18 protein-coding genes are annotated in these 17,515 nt (G+C 66.7%); 15 read left to right on the plus strand and 3 right to left on the minus strand.

The features are described from left to right. From FV220_RS09135 to ruvC, 3 genes are all read left to right on the plus strand, one after another. A partial coding sequence (locus tag FV220_RS09135) for a PAS domain-containing protein (protein ID WP_147830894.1) occupies window positions 1-2,833 on the plus strand: 2,833 nt, incomplete at its 5' end. Next, entirely contained in the window at window positions 2,826-3,197 is a 372-nt protein-coding gene (locus tag FV220_RS09140) for a response regulator (RefSeq protein WP_147830896.1), read from the plus strand. The genes FV220_RS09135 and FV220_RS09140, both read left to right, overlap by 8 nt. 231 nt (window positions 3,198-3,428) lie before the next feature. Then, window positions 3,429-3,992: a crossover junction endodeoxyribonuclease RuvC gene (gene ruvC / locus FV220_RS09145; RefSeq protein ID WP_018041974.1), complete on the plus strand. Its 564-nt coding sequence runs from the start codon at window positions 3,429-3,431 to the stop codon at window positions 3,990-3,992. Window positions 3,993-4,071: 79 nt separating this feature from the next. Here ruvC and FV220_RS09150 read toward each other — a convergent pair whose 3' ends face one another. After that, a complete protein-coding gene (locus tag FV220_RS09150) occupies window positions 4,072-4,701 on the minus strand; it encodes a YceI family protein (protein ID WP_056147387.1) in 630 nt (209 codons plus the stop codon). Window positions 4,702-4,784: 83 nt separating this feature from the next. Here FV220_RS09150 and ruvA point away from each other — a divergent pair, with 83 nt between their 5' ends. From ruvA to bfr, 4 genes are all read left to right on the plus strand, one after another. Then, entirely contained in the window at window positions 4,785-5,402 is a 618-nt protein-coding gene (gene ruvA / locus FV220_RS09155; protein ID WP_018041976.1) for a Holliday junction branch migration protein RuvA, read from the plus strand. Between the two features lie 115 nt (window positions 5,403-5,517). Further along, entirely contained in the window at window positions 5,518-6,507 is a 990-nt protein-coding gene (locus tag FV220_RS09160; RefSeq protein ID WP_238253772.1) for a hypothetical protein, read from the plus strand. A 208-nt stretch (window positions 6,508-6,715) separates the two neighbouring features. Next, window positions 6,716-6,997 carry a (2Fe-2S)-binding protein gene (locus FV220_RS26045; protein WP_082473248.1) on the plus strand — a complete coding sequence of 94 codons (282 nt, stop codon included), beginning with the start codon at window positions 6,716-6,718 and terminating at the stop codon, window positions 6,995-6,997. A gap of 62 nt (window positions 6,998-7,059) precedes the next feature. Next, complete coding sequence (gene bfr / locus FV220_RS09170) at window positions 7,060-7,557, plus strand: bacterioferritin (protein WP_018041978.1); 498 nt, start codon at window positions 7,060-7,062, stop codon at window positions 7,555-7,557. Window positions 7,558-7,587: 30 nt separating this feature from the next. On the opposite strand, the gene FV220_RS09175 is transcribed toward bfr, so the two are convergent. Next, complete coding sequence (locus FV220_RS09175) at window positions 7,588-8,259, minus strand: Uma2 family endonuclease (RefSeq protein WP_348271064.1); 672 nt, start codon at window positions 8,257-8,259, stop codon at window positions 7,588-7,590. A gap of 43 nt (window positions 8,260-8,302) precedes the next feature. Between FV220_RS09175 and ruvB the strand changes: the two genes are divergently transcribed. The 8 genes from ruvB to tolB all read left to right on the plus strand — a co-directional run bounded on the left by ruvB (window position 8,303) and on the right by tolB (window position 16,310). Then, entirely contained in the window at window positions 8,303-9,391 is a 1,089-nt protein-coding gene (gene ruvB, locus FV220_RS09180) for a Holliday junction branch migration DNA helicase RuvB (protein WP_187273365.1), read from the plus strand. Between the two features lie 183 nt (window positions 9,392-9,574). Continuing rightward, entirely contained in the window at window positions 9,575-10,519 is a 945-nt protein-coding gene (locus FV220_RS09185; protein WP_147830898.1) for a metallophosphoesterase, read from the plus strand. Continuing rightward, window positions 10,516-11,490, plus strand: coding sequence for a metallophosphoesterase (locus FV220_RS09190; protein WP_147830900.1), 975 nt, complete (start codon window positions 10,516-10,518; stop codon window positions 11,488-11,490). The genes FV220_RS09185 and FV220_RS09190 overlap by 4 nt, the downstream gene beginning before the upstream one ends. Further along, complete coding sequence (gene ybgC, locus FV220_RS09195; protein ID WP_018041983.1) at window positions 11,487-11,900, plus strand: tol-pal system-associated acyl-CoA thioesterase; 414 nt, start codon at window positions 11,487-11,489, stop codon at window positions 11,898-11,900. The genes FV220_RS09190 and ybgC overlap by 4 nt, the downstream gene beginning before the upstream one ends. A gap of 249 nt (window positions 11,901-12,149) precedes the next feature. Continuing rightward, on the plus strand, window positions 12,150-12,866 hold the full coding sequence (gene tolQ / locus FV220_RS09200; RefSeq protein ID WP_018041984.1) for a protein TolQ: 717 nt from the start codon (window positions 12,150-12,152) through the stop codon (window positions 12,864-12,866). 32 nt (window positions 12,867-12,898) lie between these two features. Further along, the gene (locus FV220_RS09205; protein ID WP_026175616.1) at window positions 12,899-13,342 is read left to right on the plus strand and encodes a biopolymer transporter ExbD; all 444 of its coding nucleotides are present in this window, start codon (window positions 12,899-12,901) and stop codon (window positions 13,340-13,342) included. A 15-nt stretch (window positions 13,343-13,357) separates the two neighbouring features. Beyond that, complete coding sequence (gene tolA, locus FV220_RS09210; protein WP_147830902.1) at window positions 13,358-14,761, plus strand: cell envelope integrity protein TolA; 1,404 nt, start codon at window positions 13,358-13,360, stop codon at window positions 14,759-14,761. Between the two features lie 217 nt (window positions 14,762-14,978). Further along, complete coding sequence (gene tolB / locus FV220_RS09215) at window positions 14,979-16,310, plus strand: Tol-Pal system beta propeller repeat protein TolB (protein ID WP_147830904.1); 1,332 nt, start codon at window positions 14,979-14,981, stop codon at window positions 16,308-16,310. A 3-nt stretch (window positions 16,311-16,313) separates the two neighbouring features. Here the strand turns inward: tolB and FV220_RS09220 are convergent, their stop codons facing one another. Further along, window positions 16,314-17,117 (minus strand): nucleotidyltransferase domain-containing protein, encoded by an 804-nt coding sequence (locus FV220_RS09220; protein WP_187273367.1) that lies wholly within the window; start codon window positions 17,115-17,117, stop codon window positions 16,314-16,316. Window positions 17,118-17,515 lie beyond the last annotated feature (398 nt).

The raw sequence follows: 17,515 nt of genomic DNA on the forward strand, positions 1-17,515 counted from the left end.
CCCTCCCGACTTCGAGGCGGAAGCCCACGTCCTCTCCGAACTGGCGCTGGAACTGACCGTCAGTCCCGGCAGCATCCTGCAGCGCCTCGTCGACCTGATCGTCGAGAGGGGGATCGCCGGATCGGCCGGCATCAGCATCCTGAGATCCCACAACGGAGTGAGCGCTTTCCGATGGGATGCTGTCGCCGGGCTATGGGCGGCGCGTCTCGGCGGCATCATGCCATACGAAGCGAATCCATGCGGCATCGTGGTGACCCGTAACACCCCCCTGCTGTTCTCGCGTCCGCACACCCACGTCCCCGCCGCCGCCGCCGAACCTTTCATCCACGAGGTTCTACTGATCCCGTTCCCTGCCCGCGACGAGCCTGTCGGTACCCTGTGGGTCAGTGCCCATGACGGGGAGCGTGCTTTCGATGGTGAGGATCTCAGGCTGCTCACGCGCCTGACGCGCTTTGCCTCCGCCGCCTACGTCATGACCGGGGCCCTCGATGAGGCGCAGGCTGCGAGGGAAGATCTGGAGCGGCGCGTCACCGACCGCACGAAGGCGTTGCGGGAGAGCGAGGAGCACCATGCGTTCCTGCTCCGCCTGAGCGACATTCTCCGGCCGCTCAAGGCACCGGCCGAGATCGCGGAGGCTGCGGCCCGGCAACTCGGCGATCACCTCAATATCAGCCGCGCTTGCTACGGTGAGATCAGCGAGGGTCGCTTGACGATCCAGCGCGAGCATGGCCGCGGTGTCTCTTCCATCGTCGGCGAGTATTCCTTGGACGCTTTCGACCCGGAGTTTCTCGCGGCCTACCGTGTCGGCGAAGTCGTGGCGGTGTGTGACGTCGAGACGGACGCACGTCTCGGCGCTGCCGCGAAAGCCGAACTCCAGTCACGAGGCATCGCTTCCTTCGCCGATGTCGTTCTGCTCGGGGACGGTCAGCGGACGAGCATTCTCTGCGCCCAACACGCGACTCCTCGTTCATGGACCGAGGCCGAGCGGTTCCTCATCCGCAGCGTCGGCGAGCGGATGCGGTCGGCGATCGAGCGTGCCTGTGCCGAGGTGGCACTGCAGGAGAGCGAAGAGCGATTCCGTGCCTTCGTCACGGCGAGTTCGGACGTGATCTATAGAATGAGCCCGGACTGGTCGGAGATGCGTCGGCTCGACGGACCGGGGTTCCTCGCGGACGAGGGAAGCCTGGGCCAGGGCTGGGTGAACGGCACCATCCTGCCGGAGGATCGCCCCACCATCGACGCTGCCATCGACGGAGCGATCCGTGGCAAGCAGGTCTTCGAACTGGAGCATCGTGTTCGACGGACCGACGGCAGCGTCGGCTGGACGCACTCGCGCGCCGTTCCGATCCTGGCCGGCAACGGCGAGATCGTCGAGTGGTTCGGAGCCGCCAGCGACGTGACGGCACGGAAAACGGCGGAGGCGGCGTTACGCGAGAGCGAGGAGCGTTATCTCGGTCTCTATAATGCCCTCGACCAGGGTTTTTGCACCATCAGGGTGGCGTTCGACGGCGAGGGCAACCCGACCGACTATCGGTTCGAGGAAGTCAGCCCCGCCTTCGAGGCGCAGACCGGCATCAGGGATGCGGCTGGCCGGTGGATGCGTGACATCACGCCCGGCCTGGACCAGTTCTGGATCGACGCCTACGGTCGGGTCGCCCTAACGGGAGTACCCGCGCGGTTCGAGGCCGGGTCCGAGCAGCTCGACCGGTGGTGGTCGGTCTATGCCTATCGCATCGGCGATCCGAATGCGCGCACCGTGGCGCTTCTGTTCTCCGACATCACCGAACGCAAGCGTACCGAAGCGGCCCTGCGCGAGAGCGAGGCGCGCCTCAGCCAGTTCGGCGAGGCCTCTTCCGACGTGCTCTGGATGCGCGACGCCGCGACGTTCCAGTGGATGTATCTCACACCCGCCTTCGAGACGATCTACGGCCTGGACCGAACGGCGGCCCTCTTCGGCGACAACATGGTGGGATGGGCCGATCTCATCGTGCCGGAGGACCGCGAGCGTGCGGTCGCCAATCTTCAGCGTGTCACGATGGGAGAGAGGGTCAGCTTCGAGTACCGCATCCGGCGGCCGACCAACGATGAGATCCGCTGGCTGCGCGATACCGCCTTCCCGATGCGTGACGCGTCCGGAACGGTGCGTTGGATCGGCGGCGTCGGGAGGGACATCACCGAGGAGAAGGAGAGGGCCGAGCATATGAGCGTGCTCGTCGCCGAACTGCAGCATCGCACCCGCAACCTCATGAGTATCGTGCGCGCCACGGCTGAAAAGACCTTGCGGAACAGCGCGGATCTGGCGGACTTCAAGGCACGCTACATCGTTCGTCTGGCCGCCCTGTCCCGGGTACAGGGCCTTCTCTCCCGCATCGCCGAGGGGGCGCGCATCACCTTCGACGAGTTGATCCGCAGCGAGGTCGCCGCCATCGACGGGGAGGGCGCGAGGATCGTTTTGAAGGGGCCATCCGGCGTCGCTCTGCGCTCGTCGACGTTGCAGACCTACGCGCTGGCCGTGCACGAACTCGCGACCAACGCGGTCAAGTACGGTGCCCTCGCGCAACCGCAAGCGCGCCTCGAGATCAACTGGCACTTGGAGCATGCCGAACCGGAGCAGAGGCCGTGGCTGCACGTGGACTGGCGCGAGCGTGGCGTCGTCATGCCGTTGCAGACGGGCTCGCAACGGAATGGGGCGGGCCGCGAGCTGATCGAGCGGGCCTTGCCCTACCAGCTCGGTGCCAGGACAACCTACGTGATGGAATCCGATGGGGTTCACTGCACCATTGCGCTGCCCGTATCGGGACGCATGATGTCCGGGAAGATGGCCGATGCCTGAGGACACGCTCCAAGCACGACGCATCCTCGTCGCGGAGGATGAGTATTTTCTCGCGGACGAGCTGAGCAGCGCGCTGCAGGACGTAGGAGCCGAGATGCTCGGTCCGGTCGCCTCCGTGGAGGGCGGATTGCGCATGCTGGAACGAGGCGCCGCGCCGGACGCCGCATGCCTGGACGTGAATCTCGGCGGCGAGAACGTCTACCCGCTCGCGGACGCCTTGATCGCACGCGCCGTGCCGTTCGTGTTTACTACGGGATACGACCAGGCCGACGTCCCGGACGCCTACGCTCACATTCGCCGCCTGGAGAAGCCGGTCGAGGTCGCGACGGTGCTGAGAGCGCTGGAGGACCTTTTCAGATCCTGAGCAGGTTTCGCAGAAGCGGCCCCCGGTTCTGCGGCAAAAACCTCCTCAGTGGTCAGGGCCTGACGCTGGGTACCGCCGCGACATATGCCGAAGGTCGGGGCTTGGAAGCCGGTGTTGCCGTGGAGCATGTCGGCGGCCGGAAGGCCTCGGTCGGCGAGGGAGGGGGCATCCGCGGCCGGCCGTCTGGCCTATGATGGCGCGCCATAGGCAGTCACCGCGATACAGGCCCCCATGACCCCCATCCGCATCCTCGGCATCGATCCCGGCCTGCGCCGTACCGGCTGGGGGCTGATCTCCGTCGTCGGGGCGAAGCTGACTTACGTCGATTGCGGCGTGGTGACCTCGGACGGGGATCTGCCGCTCGCCCTGCGCCTGCGGGAATTGCACGAGGGCATCACCCGCGTGGTGTCGGGGTTTTCGCCCGACGAGGTCGCCGTGGAGGAGACCTTCGTCAACAAGGATGCGCAGGCCACCCTGAAGCTCGGGCATGCCCGCGCCATCGCCCTGCTGGTGCCGGCCCTGGCCGGGTTGCCGGTTTCCGAATACGCCGCCAACTTGGTCAAGAAGACCGTCTGCGGCTCCGGGCACGCCGAGAAGGTGCAGATCCAGGCGATGGTGAAGTTCCTGATGCCCAAGGCCGAGTTCAAGACCGCGGACGCTGCGGATGCCCTGGCCATCGCCGTCACCCATGCCAACCATCGCGGGGCGCATGCCCTGAAGAAGCTCCACGCCCCCGTCGCCGGGGTGAGCGGGCTTGCCGCCGCGCGGATCGCGGCGGCCCTGGCGAAGGGGTGAGCATTCTCCTCTCCCACCTTGCGGGAAGAGGCGGGGGCCGCACCGCCTGAAACGCCTCCCCGCGCGGGGAGGCGAGCGCTCACTGCGCCTTGAATTCGCCCTCGAGCCGCAGGGACACGTCGTCGCCGATGGCGGGAAGGAAGGCGTTGACGCCGAAATCCGAGCGCTTGATCACGGCCCAGCCGTCGAAGCCCACGGTATAGCGCTTGTCGATGGGGTTGAGGCCGGCCCGGTTGAAGGTGGCGTCGAACGCCACGGGCTTCGTCACGCCCTTGAGGGTGAGGCTGCCGGCGACGCGGGCCGTGGTTGGGCTCGTGGGCTCCACCAGGGTGGCGGTGAAGGTGGCGGTGGGAAACTTCTGGGTGTCGAAGAAGTCCGGCCCCTGGAGATGGCGGTTGAGCGTTTCGTTCAGGGCGTTGATGCTTCCCATGCCGATGGTCACGGTGAGCCGGTTCTTGCCCGGATCCTTGGGGTCGAGGTCGGCTTGTCCCGACACGTCGGTGATCTGGCCGTAATAGGTCGAGTAGCCGAGGTGGCTCACCGACCAGGTGATCTTGCCGTGGGCCGCGTCGAGCACGTAGCTGCCGGCCCGGACCTGGGTGGGGTCCGTGGTGGGGGCGGCATCCTGGGCCGGGTTCTGGGCCGGTGTCTGAGCATGGGCGTGGGCGGCGGCCATCACCATGAGGAGGGCGGCGAGGGGGGTGCGCATCGGGCGGTCACTTTCTCTCGGTGGCGTGTCGGACAGGCGGGCCTGTCCCTGGTAAAGACCTGTCCGTGATGACGGGATGACGCATGATCGGCAAGTTGAAGGGCGTGGTGGATTCCTACGGCGAGGATTTCGTGATCCTCGACGTACAGGGCGTCGGCTACGTGGTGCATTGCTCCGCCCGCACCCTGCAGCGGATGCCGGAAGCGGGCGAGGCGGCCTCGCTGGCCATCGAGACCCATGTCCGCGAGGACATGATCCGGCTCTACGGCTTCCGGTCGGATGCGGAGCGCGAGTGGTTCCGCCTGCTCCAGACCGTACAGGGGGTGGGCTCGAAGGTGGCCCTCGGCCTGCTCTCGGTGCTGGAGCCGGAGGCCCTCGCCACCGCCATCGCCATGGGGGACAAGACCTCCATCGCCCGCGCGCCGGGTGTCGGCCCGCGCCTGGCTGCCCGCCTCACCGCGGAACTGAAGGACAAGGCGCCGGCCTTCGCGCCCATCGACCCCGCCGTGCTCGCCCTGTCCGGCGCGGTGGAGGACCGCACCGCGCCGCAACCCGCCGCCGATGCGATCTCAGCCCTGGTCAATCTCGGCTACGCCCCGGTCCAGGCCTCCGCCGCCATCGCCGCCGCGATGAAGGGCGCCGGGGAGGGGGCGGAGGCCAAGACGCTGATCCGCCTCGGGCTCCGCGAACTCGCCCGCTGAGCGCGGCGCGCCCGCATCCTTCGCCGGGAGGATCGGCTTTCGTCCTTCCGACGATCCGTGAAACCGGCTACTGATCCGAGCCCCGACTGGGCGGAACCGCTCTGCCGGGGTGAACATGACGGGCTTCTGGACATCGCTGGCGGCCGCGCTGGTCTCGTGCGCGGCGCTGGCACCGGCTCTGGCGGCCGATCCTGCGGGCGCACCGTCCCCCGCTCCGGATGCACCTTCACCCTTCTTCCTCTTTTCCGATACCCAGGTGAGCTATCATTACCAGTTCCCCGCCGCCGAGCCGGGCGTGCGGGTGCGGAACGCGGACGGGTCGTTCCGCTCGCGGGGTATCCCCAAGCAGATCTTCACCCTCTCGCATGCGAATGCCTGGGCCTACGGCACCAATCTCCTCTCCCTGGACATCCTGAAATCCGGCTCGCAGGAACGCGCTGGCACGACCAACGCCCCGGGCGGGCTCTTCCTGCGCGATGACGGCGCGACGGAGGTCTACGGCCTCTACCGCGGCACCCTCAGCCTCAATGCCCTCACCGGGACCAAGGCGTTCATAGTGCCCGGCCTCGTCAAGGACGTCTCCCTCTCCTACGGGTTAGACGCCAACACGAAGGACACCGCCTTCGGCCCGCGCAAGCGCAACGTCGTCGGCGGCCTGAACTTCGCCTTCGACGTGCCGGCTGGTTTCCTCAGCGCCTCGGTCCACGCCTACAAGGAATGGAACCGCAACGGCTTCAATCCCTATCCGAACCGGGACATCAGCTACGACACCGTCCCCGAGATCGAGATCGCCTACAACTTTCCCCTGGCCTTCACCGGTCTGCCGCTCAGCGTCACGGGCATCAACAACATCGTCCTGCCCAAGGGGCGCGGTGTCCGCAATCCGTCGATCTTCGCCTTCAACCGCGAGACGGGGCTCGAATTCGTCTCCCGCACCAACCTCGTGCTCGACCTCGGCAAGCTCGTCTACGACCAGCCCGACCGCGTCGATGTGTTCATCGGTTTCCAGTACTGGCTGAACAAGTTCGGGAACCTTGAAACGGCGACCCTGAAGGGCACGGAAGAGAAGAGCTTCCTCGCCGGTATCGCGTTCCACGTCTTCTGAGCCCGCCTCGCCACGATCGAGCCTTCTGGCCACAGGACGCGTCCGCGCGCCTTGCGCATTCGTCCCGCGGCGGTTAAGTTGTTGAGATAGCAGTAGATTTTAAAAGTTCTAAAGAGGCGCGCAAGCCAATGATCGGGGAGGGGAATTTGCCGATGACGCAATTGTCTCGTTCGCGATCGACGCTTCCTGTTTCGTTCAGCGAGCTCCCATGATCGTCTGTTCCTGTAACGTGTTGTCCGATGGTGCCGTCCGCGCTTGCCTGAAGGACGGGCCCGATTGCCCGAGAACCCCGGCACAGGTCCATGCCTGCCTCGGCTGCAGCCCGAAATGCGGCCGCTGCGCCCGGACCATCCGTTCGATCATGCAGGCGGCTCTGCAGGGTGCCCTGCAAGACGCGGTGGCGGAGGCCGGCCATGCGTGCGGAACGGGTTGCGCAAGCAGCTGTAGTTTGGTTCAATTCCAAACTGCGGGGGAGGGGATCGCCGCCTGAGGGCCTGTGCGAGGCCCCACGCTCCCCTTCGAGCTTGAAATAGCCGGACGGGAGTGAGTTTTATGAAGGGTGATGCTAAGGTCGTCGAGTACCTCAACAGAGGTCTGCGCAGCGAACTGACGGCCGTGAGCCAGTACTGGCTCCACTTCCGCATGCTGAACGACTGGGGCTACATCGACCTCGCCAAGTTCTGGCGCAAGGAATCCATCGAAGAGATGAACCATGCCGACCGGTTCATCGACCGGATCCTGTTCCTCGACGGGTTTCCGAACCTGCAGGAGCTCGATCCGCTGCGGATCGGTCAGAATATCGAAGAGATCATTGCCTCCGATCTCGCGGCCGAGACCGAGGCCCGCGCGCTCTATCTCGAAGCCGCGCAGTACTGCGATTCGATCAACGACCGCGTGTCGAAGATCCTGTTCGAGGAGCTGGCCGCCGACGAGGAGGGCCATATCGATTTCCTCGAGACCCAGCAGACCCTGATCGCTCAGATCGGCCTGGCGCTCTACGCCCAGAAGCATATCGGCGGCCTGGAAGCGATCGCTCCCGAAAAGGATTGATCCCAAGCTGAGCGCCGGCCCGGCCGGCGCTCAGCGCGCGATCACCCGATAGTAGATGTCGCCCAGGGGCAACACAGCCTGGATTGCCGCGAGATCGAGATTTGCATCGAGTCCCTCGATGACACGGAGTCCGCTCCAAACGCCGTCGACCCGGTCGAAGACTTCGATATGCGGTCTGTCGCGCGCCACCAGCACGTAGTGCTGAAGGGATCCGAGCTGCTGATAGACGTGCCACTTCTCGAAGCGGTCTCGGGCTTCCGTCCCCGGAGACAGTACTTCGAACAGGATGGTTGGGTTGTCCACCGAGGTCGTTCCCGGTTCGAGGTCGCCGCAGACGACGAGGACATCCGGCAACATCGCCGCATCGAGCGGTTTGCTCTTCATGTAGAACGTCTCGGTGAACGTCTGACAGGAAGATCCTCGGGCGCGAAATCCATTCTCAAGTCCGGTCGCGATGTTTTGGACGATGCGCCCATGCTCCCAGCGGGCTCCGACCATCATCCGCACGACGCGGCCGCCGATCAGCTCCCAGCGCTCGTTACGCGGCTTGTCGGCCAGCAGCTCCTCGAAATCGTCGAGGGCCATCATCTCGAATTGCTGTGAGGTGTCACTCATCGCGAACCCCCTGCGGCGGTCGCGTGCCGCCGATGGCGCAGTGTAGCGCGCCGGGCGGCGTTGTGCGACATCGGGCGAAACGCCCATCCACCGGAGCAGGCCCTGTGCCGGGCCCCGACCGAGAGCCCGTGTGAGCAAGCTCCCCAGATCGCCGAAATCGCCCACCCTTCATCCGCTGCCGGAATCGCTCCTGACGCCGGAGCGGCGGCCGGACGACGTGGAGCAGTCGATCCGTCCGCTCAGCCTTCCCGAATTCATCGGGCAGCGCGCGGCGCGCGCGAACATGCAGATCTTCATCGAGTCCGCGAAGAAGACCGGCTCGGCCCTCGACCACGTCCTGTTCGTGGGGCCTCCCGGCCTCGGCAAGACCACCCTGGCGCAGATCGTGGCCCGCGAACTCGGGGTGAACTTCCGCTCCACCTCCGGCCCGGTCATCGCCAAGGCCGGCGACCTCGCGGCGCAGCTCACCAACTTGGAAGAGCGCGACGTGCTCTTCATCGACGAGATCCACCGCCTCAACCCGGCGGTGGAGGAAATCCTCTATCCGGCCATGGAGGATTACCAACTCGACCTCATCATCGGCGAGGGGCCGGCGGCGCGCTCGGTGAAGATCGAGCTGCCGAAATTCACACTGGTGGGCGCCACCACCCGCGCCGGCCTGCTCACCACGCCGCTTCGCGACCGGTTCGGCATCCCGATCCGCCTCGAATTCTACGATGTCGACGAGCTCGAGCTCATCGTCTCCCGCGGCGCGCGGGTGCTCGGCATCGGCATGTCGGCGGAGGGCGCGAACGAGATCGCCAAACGGGCGCGGGGCACGCCCCGCATCGCCGGGCGCCTCCTGCGCCGGGTGCGCGACTTCGCCATCGTGGCCGACGCACCCACAGTGACCCGCGCCATCGCCGACCGCGCGCTCCAGCTTCTCGACGTGGACCCGGCCGGTCTCGACGTGATGGACCGGAAATACCTGACGATGATCGCCACCTCTTTCGGTGGCGGCCCGGTGGGGATCGAGACCATCGCGGCGGCGCTCTCCGAGCCGCGCGACGCCATCGAGGACATCATCGAGCCGTTCCTGATCCAGAAGGGCTTCGTCCAGCGCACCCCGCGTGGGCGCATGCTGACCCCGCACGCCTACAAGCATATGGGTTTTGCCGTGCCCCGGCGCGATCCGGCCTCGCAGTTCGGGCTGTTCGGGTCGGCGGATCCCGATGGCTGAGGCAACCTGTGGCGTCTGCGTTCTGCTCCCTGCAAAGACAGTGCGATGACGGACGGGCAGCGTGTTTGAAGTGAGACGATGTGTGCACATCTCCTCTCCCCGCTCGCGGGGAGAGGAGGGCTAACGTCGCTCCGAACAGCAAGTCCTCTGCGATAGACCCGGCCGAAAGGCGACCTCCACCCCATGAGCTCCGACCCCGCATCCTCCCCGGTCCGGATCACCCGCCGCACCGTCGTGCTCGGCCTCGGCGCCGTGGCGCTCGCGGGCAGCGGTACGGCCGCCTACGGAATCGGTATCGAGCCGATGCGTCTCGCCATCACGCGCTACCGGATCACCCCGATGGCGCCGTGGCCGGCCGGCCTGACCCTGCGGATCGTTGCCGTCTCCGACGTCCATGCCTGCGATCCCTTCATGACGCCTCAGCACATCCGGCGGATCGTCGAGGCGGCCAACGGCCTCGGCGGCGACGTGATCGTGCTGCTCGGCGACTACGTGAATGGCATGGACCGGCTCGCCGGCATCGTGGACTCCGCCGATTGGGCACCCGTCCTCGGGGCGTTGAAGGCGCCGCTGGGCACCTACGCCATCCTCGGCAATCACGATTGGTGGGCCGATCGCGCCGCCTGCGAGCGCGGGCACGGCCCGACCTTCGCCGGGGAGGCCCTGACCCGCGCCGGCATCCGCGTGCTCGAGAACGAGGCCCTGCCTCTGCGGGTGAGGGGACACGAGGTCTGGCTCGCCGGGCTCGGAGATCAACTGAGCTTCGAGCGCACATGGTGGCGCTTCGGTCTCCCCCGGAAGGGCAGCGACGACCTGCCGGCCACCCTCGCGGCGATCCCCGACGGCGCGCCCTCCATCCTTCTCGCCCATGAGCCGGACATCTTCCCGCAGGTGCCCGCCCATGTGGCGCTGACCCTTTCGGGCCATACCCATGGCGGACAGGTCCGGCTCCTTGGCTACGCCCCCGTCGTCCCCTCCCGGTATGGGCGGCGCTACGCCTATGGCGATGTGCGCGAGCAGACCGACCTCGTGGTTTCCGGTGGCATAGGCATGAGCGGCCTGCCGGTGCGCTTCGGGGTTCCGCCAGAGATCGTGGTGGTCGACCTATCCTCGGAGCCCATGGCATGAACCCGGTTGACGATCGGATCGGCGAGGAGGCTCTGCCCTCCAAGACACAAGCAGTGAGGATCACGCGCCGGACGGTTCTCGCCGGCCTCGGCGGCATGGCACTGGCAGGAGGTGCGACGGCCGCCTACGGCGTCGGCATCGAGCCCATGCGCCTGTCGGTGACGCGCTACGCCATCACGCCGAAGGGCCACTGGCCCGCCGGGCTGAAGCTCCGCATCGTGGCGCTGGCCGACATCCATGCGTGCGAGCCGTGGATGAGTGCCGCCCGCATCGCCGGCATCGTCGAGACCGCCAATGCGCTCGGCGGCGACCTGACGGTGCTCCTCGGCGACTACGTCACCGGGCAGAACTTCGTCACACGCTATGTCGAGGCCGCCGAATGGGCACCCGAACTCGGCCGCCTCAGGGCGCCGCTGGGCACCTGTGCCATTCTCGGCAATCACGATTGGTGGGAGGACCGTTCAGCGCAGGCGCGCGGGGCGGGGCCGACCATCGCCGGGGAGGCCCTGACGCGGGTCGGCATCCGCGTCCTCGAGAACGAGGCGATCCGGTTGGAAAAGGACGGGCGCGGGTTCTGGCTCGCGGGACTCGGCGACCAACTCGCCCTGCTGCCGGGCGCCAAGCGTCACGGCCATGCCCGCATCGGGGTCGACGATCTCGACAAGACGCTCGCCGCCGTGCCGCAGGGCGCGCCGACGGTCCTGCTGGCGCACGAGCCGGACATCTTTCCGCAGGTTCCGGCCCATGTGGCGCTGACCCTGTCCGGCCATACCCATGGCGGCCAGGTGCGGCTGTTCGGTTACTCTCCCGTGGTTCCGTCGCGTTACGCCAACCGTTACGCCTACGGCCATGTCCGCGAGCAGGCGGATCTCGTCGTCTCCGGCGGCCTCGGCAACAGCATCGCGCCGGTTCGCTTCGGCGTTCCCCCCGAGATCGTCGTGGTCGACCTATCCTCGGAAGCCATCGCATGACCTCTCATCGCATCGATATCCGCGTCTATTACGAAGACACCGATTTCTCAGGTTTCGTCTATCACGCCAATTACTTGCGCTACATGGAGCGCGGCCGCACCGAGCTGCTTCGCGCCCTCGCCATGGAGCAGGTCGACCTCGCGCGCGATGCCGGGTTGATCTTCGTGGTGCGGCGCATGGTGCTGGACTTCCTGAAGCCGGCGCGGATGGACGACATGCTCGCCATCATGACCACCGTCGTCGAACTGCGCGGCGCTTCGATGCCGATGATCCAAGAAGTGCGGCGCGGCGACGAGGTCCTGCTCAAGGCCGAGGTCACCGTGGCGGCGGTGCGCGATGGCCGCGCGGTTCGTCTTCCGGACAGCCTCCGCCGGGCCATGGCGCAGCGTTTCGCGACTCCGTCGCTTTAGGCCCCGGCGGGGCCGGCCCGGCTTTCGGTCGGCAAAGCGATGCGTCGAGGACAGTGAGACGTCCGGCAGGAGAGAATCCGACACTTCCTCATGGTTCATTAACCTTGACGGCCGAGGAAGGTGCGGCGTGCATTTTGCGATGCACCCCATACTTTCGACAGATTCACCAGCGATCTGGGGAACATACCGCCCGGGTCAGGTGGAGCGCGGGAGTCGACCTCCCGGTCGACCCGGGACGAGGACGAACGCATGAATCCCGCCGATGCCATGCAGGCGCTGCCGCCGCCGGACATGAGCTTGTTCAACCTGTTCTGGCACGCTCATTTCGTGGTGAAGCTGGTGATGGTGGGCCTGCTCGGCTGCTCCGTCTGGTGCTGGGCCATCATCGTCGACAAGACCCTGCTGTTCCGCCGCACCAAGACCGAGATGGATGCGTTCGAGGAGGCGTTCTGGTCCGGCCGCTCCCTGGAGGAGCTCTACCGCTCGTTCAACGACCGGCCCGCCACCAATCTCGGCGCCCTGTTCGTGGCCGCCATGCGCGAATGGAAGCGATCGTTCGAGGGCTCCGGCCGGCAGATCCAGAGCCTGTCCCAGCGCATCGACAAAGTGCTCGACGTGACGATCCAGCGCGAGGTCGAGCGTCTCGAGTCGCGCCTGCTGTTCCTCGCCTCCATCGGATCGGCCGGTCCCTATGTCGGCCTGTTCGGCACGGTCTGGGGCATCATGACCTCCTTCACGGCCATCGCGGCGTCGAAGAACACGTCCCTGGCCGTGGTCGCACCCGGCATCGCCGAGGCCCTGTTCGCCACCGCCATCGGTCTGTTCGCGGCCATTCCCGCGGTGCTCGCCTACAACAAGCTGCAGTCGAACGTGTCGAAGGCCCAGTCGCGGCTTGAGGGCTTCGCCGACGAGTTCTCCGCCATCCTCTCGCGTCAGATCGACGAGCGCCTGTCGCTCGCCGCCTGATCCCGCATTCTTAGAAGCATCGAGGCACGATCATGGGCATGGCCCACGGAGCGGCGCAGGGTGGCAGCAGGCGGCGTCGCGCGCGGCGCGGCGGTGCCATCAACGAGATCAACATGACGCCGTTCATCGACGTCGTGCTCGTGCTGCTGATCGTGTTCATGGTGGCCGCGCCGATGATGACGGTGGGCGTGCCCCTCGACCTGCCGCAATCCAAGGCGAGCCCGCTCAATTCCGATTCGACGCCGGTGACCCTGTCTATCCGCCAGACCGGCCAGGTCTTCCTCGGCGAGGCCGAGCTCACCGACGACACCATCGTGCCGAAGCTGGTGGAGACCTCCAAATCCGGCTTCGAGGAGCGCGTCTTCGTGCGCGGCGACAAGCGGGTGGATTACGGCCGCGTGGCCCAGGTGATGGCGATCGTGACCGGAGGCGGCTTCAAGAAGGTCGCCCTCGTCACCGAGCCGGACCAGAAGTAACGGGCGCGGCGGATCGTGAAGCTTCCCTCCAAATTCCGGGAACCGGGCGTCTGGGTGTCGAGCGGCGTGCATGTCGCCGTGCTCACCGTGGCGCTGATGTCCGTCGCCGCTCCCGCCCTGCCCGACGCCCAGGAAGGCGTGCCGGTGGAGGTGATGACCGAGCAGCAATTCTCGGAACTGACCAAGGGCGAGAAGAACGCCGACAAGCCGATGCCCGACGCCAAGCCGCGCGCCGACAAGGTCGCGGAGAAGGTCGAGGAGCGCGAGCCCGAGAATGCCAAGGTCGATGCGCCCGCGCCCCCGAAGCGCCCGGCCGACATGAAGGTCGCCAGCGCCGAGGAAATGCCCCTGCGCATGCCCGACCACGATTCCGAGAAAGAGGCGGCGGAGGCCGCCGCCAAGGCCGAAGCGGCGAAGCTCGCCAAAGAGGCTGCCAAGGCTGAAGCCGCGAAAGCGGCGGAAGCCAAGGCTGCGGCTGAGGCCAAGGCAGAGGCCAAGGCCGCCGCAAAGGCGGAGGCTGCCAAGGCGGAAGCCAAGGCCGAGGCGGTGAAGGCCGCCAAGGTCGAGGCCGAGAAGCGCGAGAAGCTGGCCGAACTCATCGAGCGCCAGGAGGCCGAGGCCATCGCCAAGGCGGAGGCCGCCAAGGCCGAAAAGGCCAAGGCCCTGGCGGACGCGAAGGCCCAGGCCGAGGCCAAAGCTCTGGCCGAGGCGAAGGCGCGGGCCGATGCGAAGGCCAAGGCCGAAGCGCTCGCGGAGAAGGCCGAAGCCGAGGCGGAAGCCAAGGCCGAAGCGAAGGCGAAGGCCGAGGCCGAACGTCAGCAGGCCGTCGCTGAAGCCAAAGCCGCTGCGGATGCCAAGGCCCAGGCTGAGGTGAAGGCCAGGGCCGATGCCGCCGCGAAGGCCAAGGCGAAAGCCATGGCGGATGCGCGCGCCAAGGCCGATGCCGAGGCCAAGGCGAAGAAGCAGGCCGAGCTCGCCGACAAGTTCAGTTCCGGTGACATCAAGCAGCTGCTCGCCTCGCGGGCACCCTCGCAATCCACCGGCGCGACTGGCCACGAGGTCCAGCGCACGGCCTCGCTGGGGGCTGCCAGCGGTACCTCGCAGCGCCTCTCGCCCTCCATGCGCGATTCGCTGATCGGGATGCTGACCCAGCAGATCGAGCGCTGCTACTCGGCGCCCCCCGGCGCCTCGCAGGGCGTGGTGCTGCCGATGCTCGACATCCGCCTCTCCGCCAACGGTGCCCTGAGCACCGAGCCGCGGATCATGCGCGGCGGCGCCAACGCCGTGGACCGTTCCCTCGCCGAGGCCGCGCTCCGTGCGGTGAAGCGCTGTGCGCCCTACAAGATCCCGCCCCAGTTCGCGCCGTACTATGACGACTGGAAGGCGATCAACGCGGAATTCGAGTTCTCGCGGGTGTGATACAGGTCGGTGATCCTTCCTTCGGATTCGTCCAATCCCTCTCCCTCATCCTGAGGTGCCGAAGCGTGAGCGAAGGCCTCGAAGGAGGCTTCCAGGGCCCTCGTGCCGGCTGGAAGCCTCCTTCGAGGCCCGCTGACGCGGACACCTCAGGATGAGGTCGAGGATAGGAAGAACCGACGCTCCCAGAATCCCTGTTCAAGGTTTTCGGAATCTCTTCATGACCGACACTTTCCACCGGCGGCTCGCCTCGCCCCTGGCGTCGCTCCTCGCGGTGCTGGCCTTCGTGCTCGCCTTCGCCGTGCCCGCACAGGCGCAGCTGAACCTGCGGATCGGCGGCGGCTCGTTCCAGCCGATGCCCATCGCCGTGGCCGATTTCTCCGGCGATCCGAGCCTCGGCCTGCTGGTGTCGAGCGTGGTGACCAACAATCTGCGCCGGTCCGGTTATTTCGTGCCCCTGGAGAAGGGGAAGTTCCCTGAGAATCCCGGCTTCGATGCGGTGCCGGGCTTCGACAAGTGGCGTGCCGCCGGCGCCCAGGCCCTCATCACCGGCCGGGTCGGGCGTGATCCTTCGGGCAAGCTCAAGGTCGAGTTCCGGCTCTGGGACGTCACCTCCGGCCAGCAGCTCACCGGTCAGCAGTATGGCGCGGACGTCGCCAACGCGCGCCGCACCGGGCACCTCATCTCGGACGTGGTCTATACCAAGATCACCGGTCTCGGCGGCTGGTTCGACAGCCGCATCGCCTTCGTCGACGAATCGGGATCGAAGGAGAATCGCCGCAAGCGCCTGATGGTGATGGACCAGGACGGCGCCAATGTCCGTGCGCTGACCAACGGCGAATCCGCCGTGGTGGCACCGCGCTACTCGCCCTCGACTCAGGACATCGCATTCATGACCCAGGCCACCGGCCAGCAGCCGCGTGTCCAAGTGATCAACCTGGAGACCGGCGCGCGTCAGGCCATCGGCCGGATGGATTCCATGAGCACCAGCCCGCGCTTCGCGCCGGACGGTCACCACCTCGTCATGAGCGTGCAGCAGGGCGGCAACGCCGACATCGTCAAGATGGATCTCGGCTCGAAGGCGCAGACGCCGATCACCAACGGCAACGCCATCGACACCTCGCCGACCTATTCTCCCGACGGCGGCAAGATCGTGTTCGAATCCGATCGCGGCGGCTCGCAGCAGATCTATGTGATGGGGGCCGACGGCTCGAACCCGACCCGAATCTCTTTCGGCGAGGGCTCGGCCTCGCAGCCGGCCTGGTCGCCGAAAGGCGACCTCATCGCCTTCACCCGGCAGCGCAAGGGCGGCTTCGCCATCTGCGTGATGAAGCCTGACGGTTCGGGCGAGCGCGTGCTCACGGAAGGCTTCCACAACGAAGGGCCGACCTTCGCGCCCAACGGCCAGTACGTGCTGTTCTTCCGCGATCCCGGCGGCCAGGGCGGCGGCAAGCTCTACATGGTCGATATCACCGGCAAGGTGGAACAGCCCGTCCCGACGCCGTCCTATGCCTCCGACCCGACCTGGTCGCCGCTATTGGCTGGGAAGTAAGGGCTACCAATCGGGCTCGAGGCGAGACGGACCGGAACCCGTATCCCGTCCTGCCTCGGTCAGAAAAGCCGACTGTTTGCGCAGGGCGCGCGGCAGTGCGGCCAGGGCCGGATCGTCGAAGCGCAGATGCGGTAGGCGGCTCGTCACGAGGGACGCGACGAGGTGGGCCTGAGCCCGGTCGCGTTCGCGCTTAAGTGGATCACGGTCCTGGCGTCCAGCGAGCCAGAGCTTGTGCAGAGCGAAGGCGCGCGGGTCTGGGACGATCATCGTGAGCGGATATCCGCGGGCATCGATGACCGTGGCTGTCGCTTTGGGGCTGTTGACGAGCCAGGCCAGCCCCTCGATCTCGACGGCTTCCAGGTCCGTCGCCTCCGCGCCGATCCGGCTCCGTCCCCGCTTGACCATGAGGTCTTTCGGTGCCGGCGTGATCAGGTCGACCATGTAGCCATCGCGGTTGATGGCGCGGAAACCGCCCTGTCCCATGACTTCGAAGGAATGGTCGACCCTGCGCAGGAGTCCCGCCACGCCCGTGAGTGACACCTCCGGGGCCATCAATCGGAGGGAGCGGCGTGCGTCGAACAGCAGGTCGACATCGGCCGTTGCGAGGTGTGCTCCGGCGATCTGGACACCGGCAAAGCGCTCATAGGCGAACAGGGCATTCGTCCCCACCACCTCGATACCTGAGCCGATCAGGTTCGCCCTGCCCAAGGCACGCAGGATGCGCGCTGCGATAAGGGGCAGACGCCCGAGGTTGAGGGCTCGATTGACCGGGGCCATGGCGTCGAGACGTGCGGCAAGACCGGCCATCCTCTCCTGCAGTCTCGTGCGGCCATCATGAAACTGAAGGGCGATCGCCTCCGTCTCCGCTCCGCGCGGCCCCAGGGATTTCCATGCGTCGCGTCGCTTGCGGTAGAGATAGTCCCGTCCGCCCACCGTTTTCCACGACATCGAGCCTGAGAACCGCCGGTCCAACTCTCCCTGCGTCATCGCGTATCCGGAGAAGACCTGTTCGACATCGATAGTCTGTCGTGCCTGATCCCCGCTTAAATCTCTGAAAAACATGAGATTATCCCTCAAGCGTCCGATTTCGGTCTTCGGAGGGATAATGCGCCGATGGCGCTGGAGAAGCCATTGGTCCGACTGCGTTTATTCATTCCGCGACGAACATTCGTCCGGCATGGAATCATCGCTCACGCTCCGTTGCA

The sequence above is a fragment of the Methylobacterium sp. WL19 genome, assembly GCF_008040005.1.
GTDB classification, from domain to species: Bacteria; Pseudomonadota; Alphaproteobacteria; order Rhizobiales; family Beijerinckiaceae; genus Methylobacterium; species Methylobacterium bullatum.

What these genes read in the sequence shown, in the direction of transcription:
- ybgC (WP_018041983.1), top strand. Translation starts at nt 11,487, where the DNA reads ATGACCTCTCATCGCATCGATATCCGCGTCTATTACGAAGACACCGAT.
- FV220_RS09160 (WP_238253772.1), top strand. Translation starts at nt 5,518, where the DNA reads ATGACGGGCTTCTGGACATCGCTGGCGGCCGCGCTGGTCTCGTGCGCG.
- FV220_RS26045 (WP_082473248.1), top strand. Translation starts at nt 6,716, where the DNA reads ATGATCGTCTGTTCCTGTAACGTGTTGTCCGATGGTGCCGTCCGCGCT.
- ruvC (WP_018041974.1), top strand. Translation starts at nt 3,429, where the DNA reads ATGACCCCCATCCGCATCCTCGGCATCGATCCCGGCCTGCGCCGTACC.
- FV220_RS09185 (WP_147830898.1), top strand. Translation starts at nt 9,575, where the DNA reads ATGAGCTCCGACCCCGCATCCTCCCCGGTCCGGATCACCCGCCGCACC.
- FV220_RS09175 (WP_348271064.1), bottom strand. Translation starts at nt 8,259, where the DNA reads ATGGGCGTTTCGCCCGATGTCGCACAACGCCGCCCGGCGCGCTACACT.
- tolB (WP_147830904.1), top strand. Translation starts at nt 14,979, where the DNA reads ATGACCGACACTTTCCACCGGCGGCTCGCCTCGCCCCTGGCGTCGCTC.
- FV220_RS09190 (WP_147830900.1), top strand. Translation starts at nt 10,516, where the DNA reads ATGAACCCGGTTGACGATCGGATCGGCGAGGAGGCTCTGCCCTCCAAG.
- tolQ (WP_018041984.1), top strand. Translation starts at nt 12,150, where the DNA reads ATGAATCCCGCCGATGCCATGCAGGCGCTGCCGCCGCCGGACATGAGC.
- bfr (WP_018041978.1), top strand. Translation starts at nt 7,060, where the DNA reads ATGAAGGGTGATGCTAAGGTCGTCGAGTACCTCAACAGAGGTCTGCGC.
- FV220_RS09205 (WP_026175616.1), top strand. Translation starts at nt 12,899, where the DNA reads ATGGGCATGGCCCACGGAGCGGCGCAGGGTGGCAGCAGGCGGCGTCGC.
- FV220_RS09150 (WP_056147387.1), bottom strand. Translation starts at nt 4,701, where the DNA reads ATGCGCACCCCCCTCGCCGCCCTCCTCATGGTGATGGCCGCCGCCCAC.
- FV220_RS09140 (WP_147830896.1), top strand. Translation starts at nt 2,826, where the DNA reads ATGCCTGAGGACACGCTCCAAGCACGACGCATCCTCGTCGCGGAGGAT.
- FV220_RS09220 (WP_187273367.1), bottom strand. Translation starts at nt 17,117, where the DNA reads ATGGCCGGTCTTGCCGCACGTCTCGACGCCATGGCCCCGGTCAATCGA.
- ruvA (WP_018041976.1), top strand. Translation starts at nt 4,785, where the DNA reads ATGATCGGCAAGTTGAAGGGCGTGGTGGATTCCTACGGCGAGGATTTC.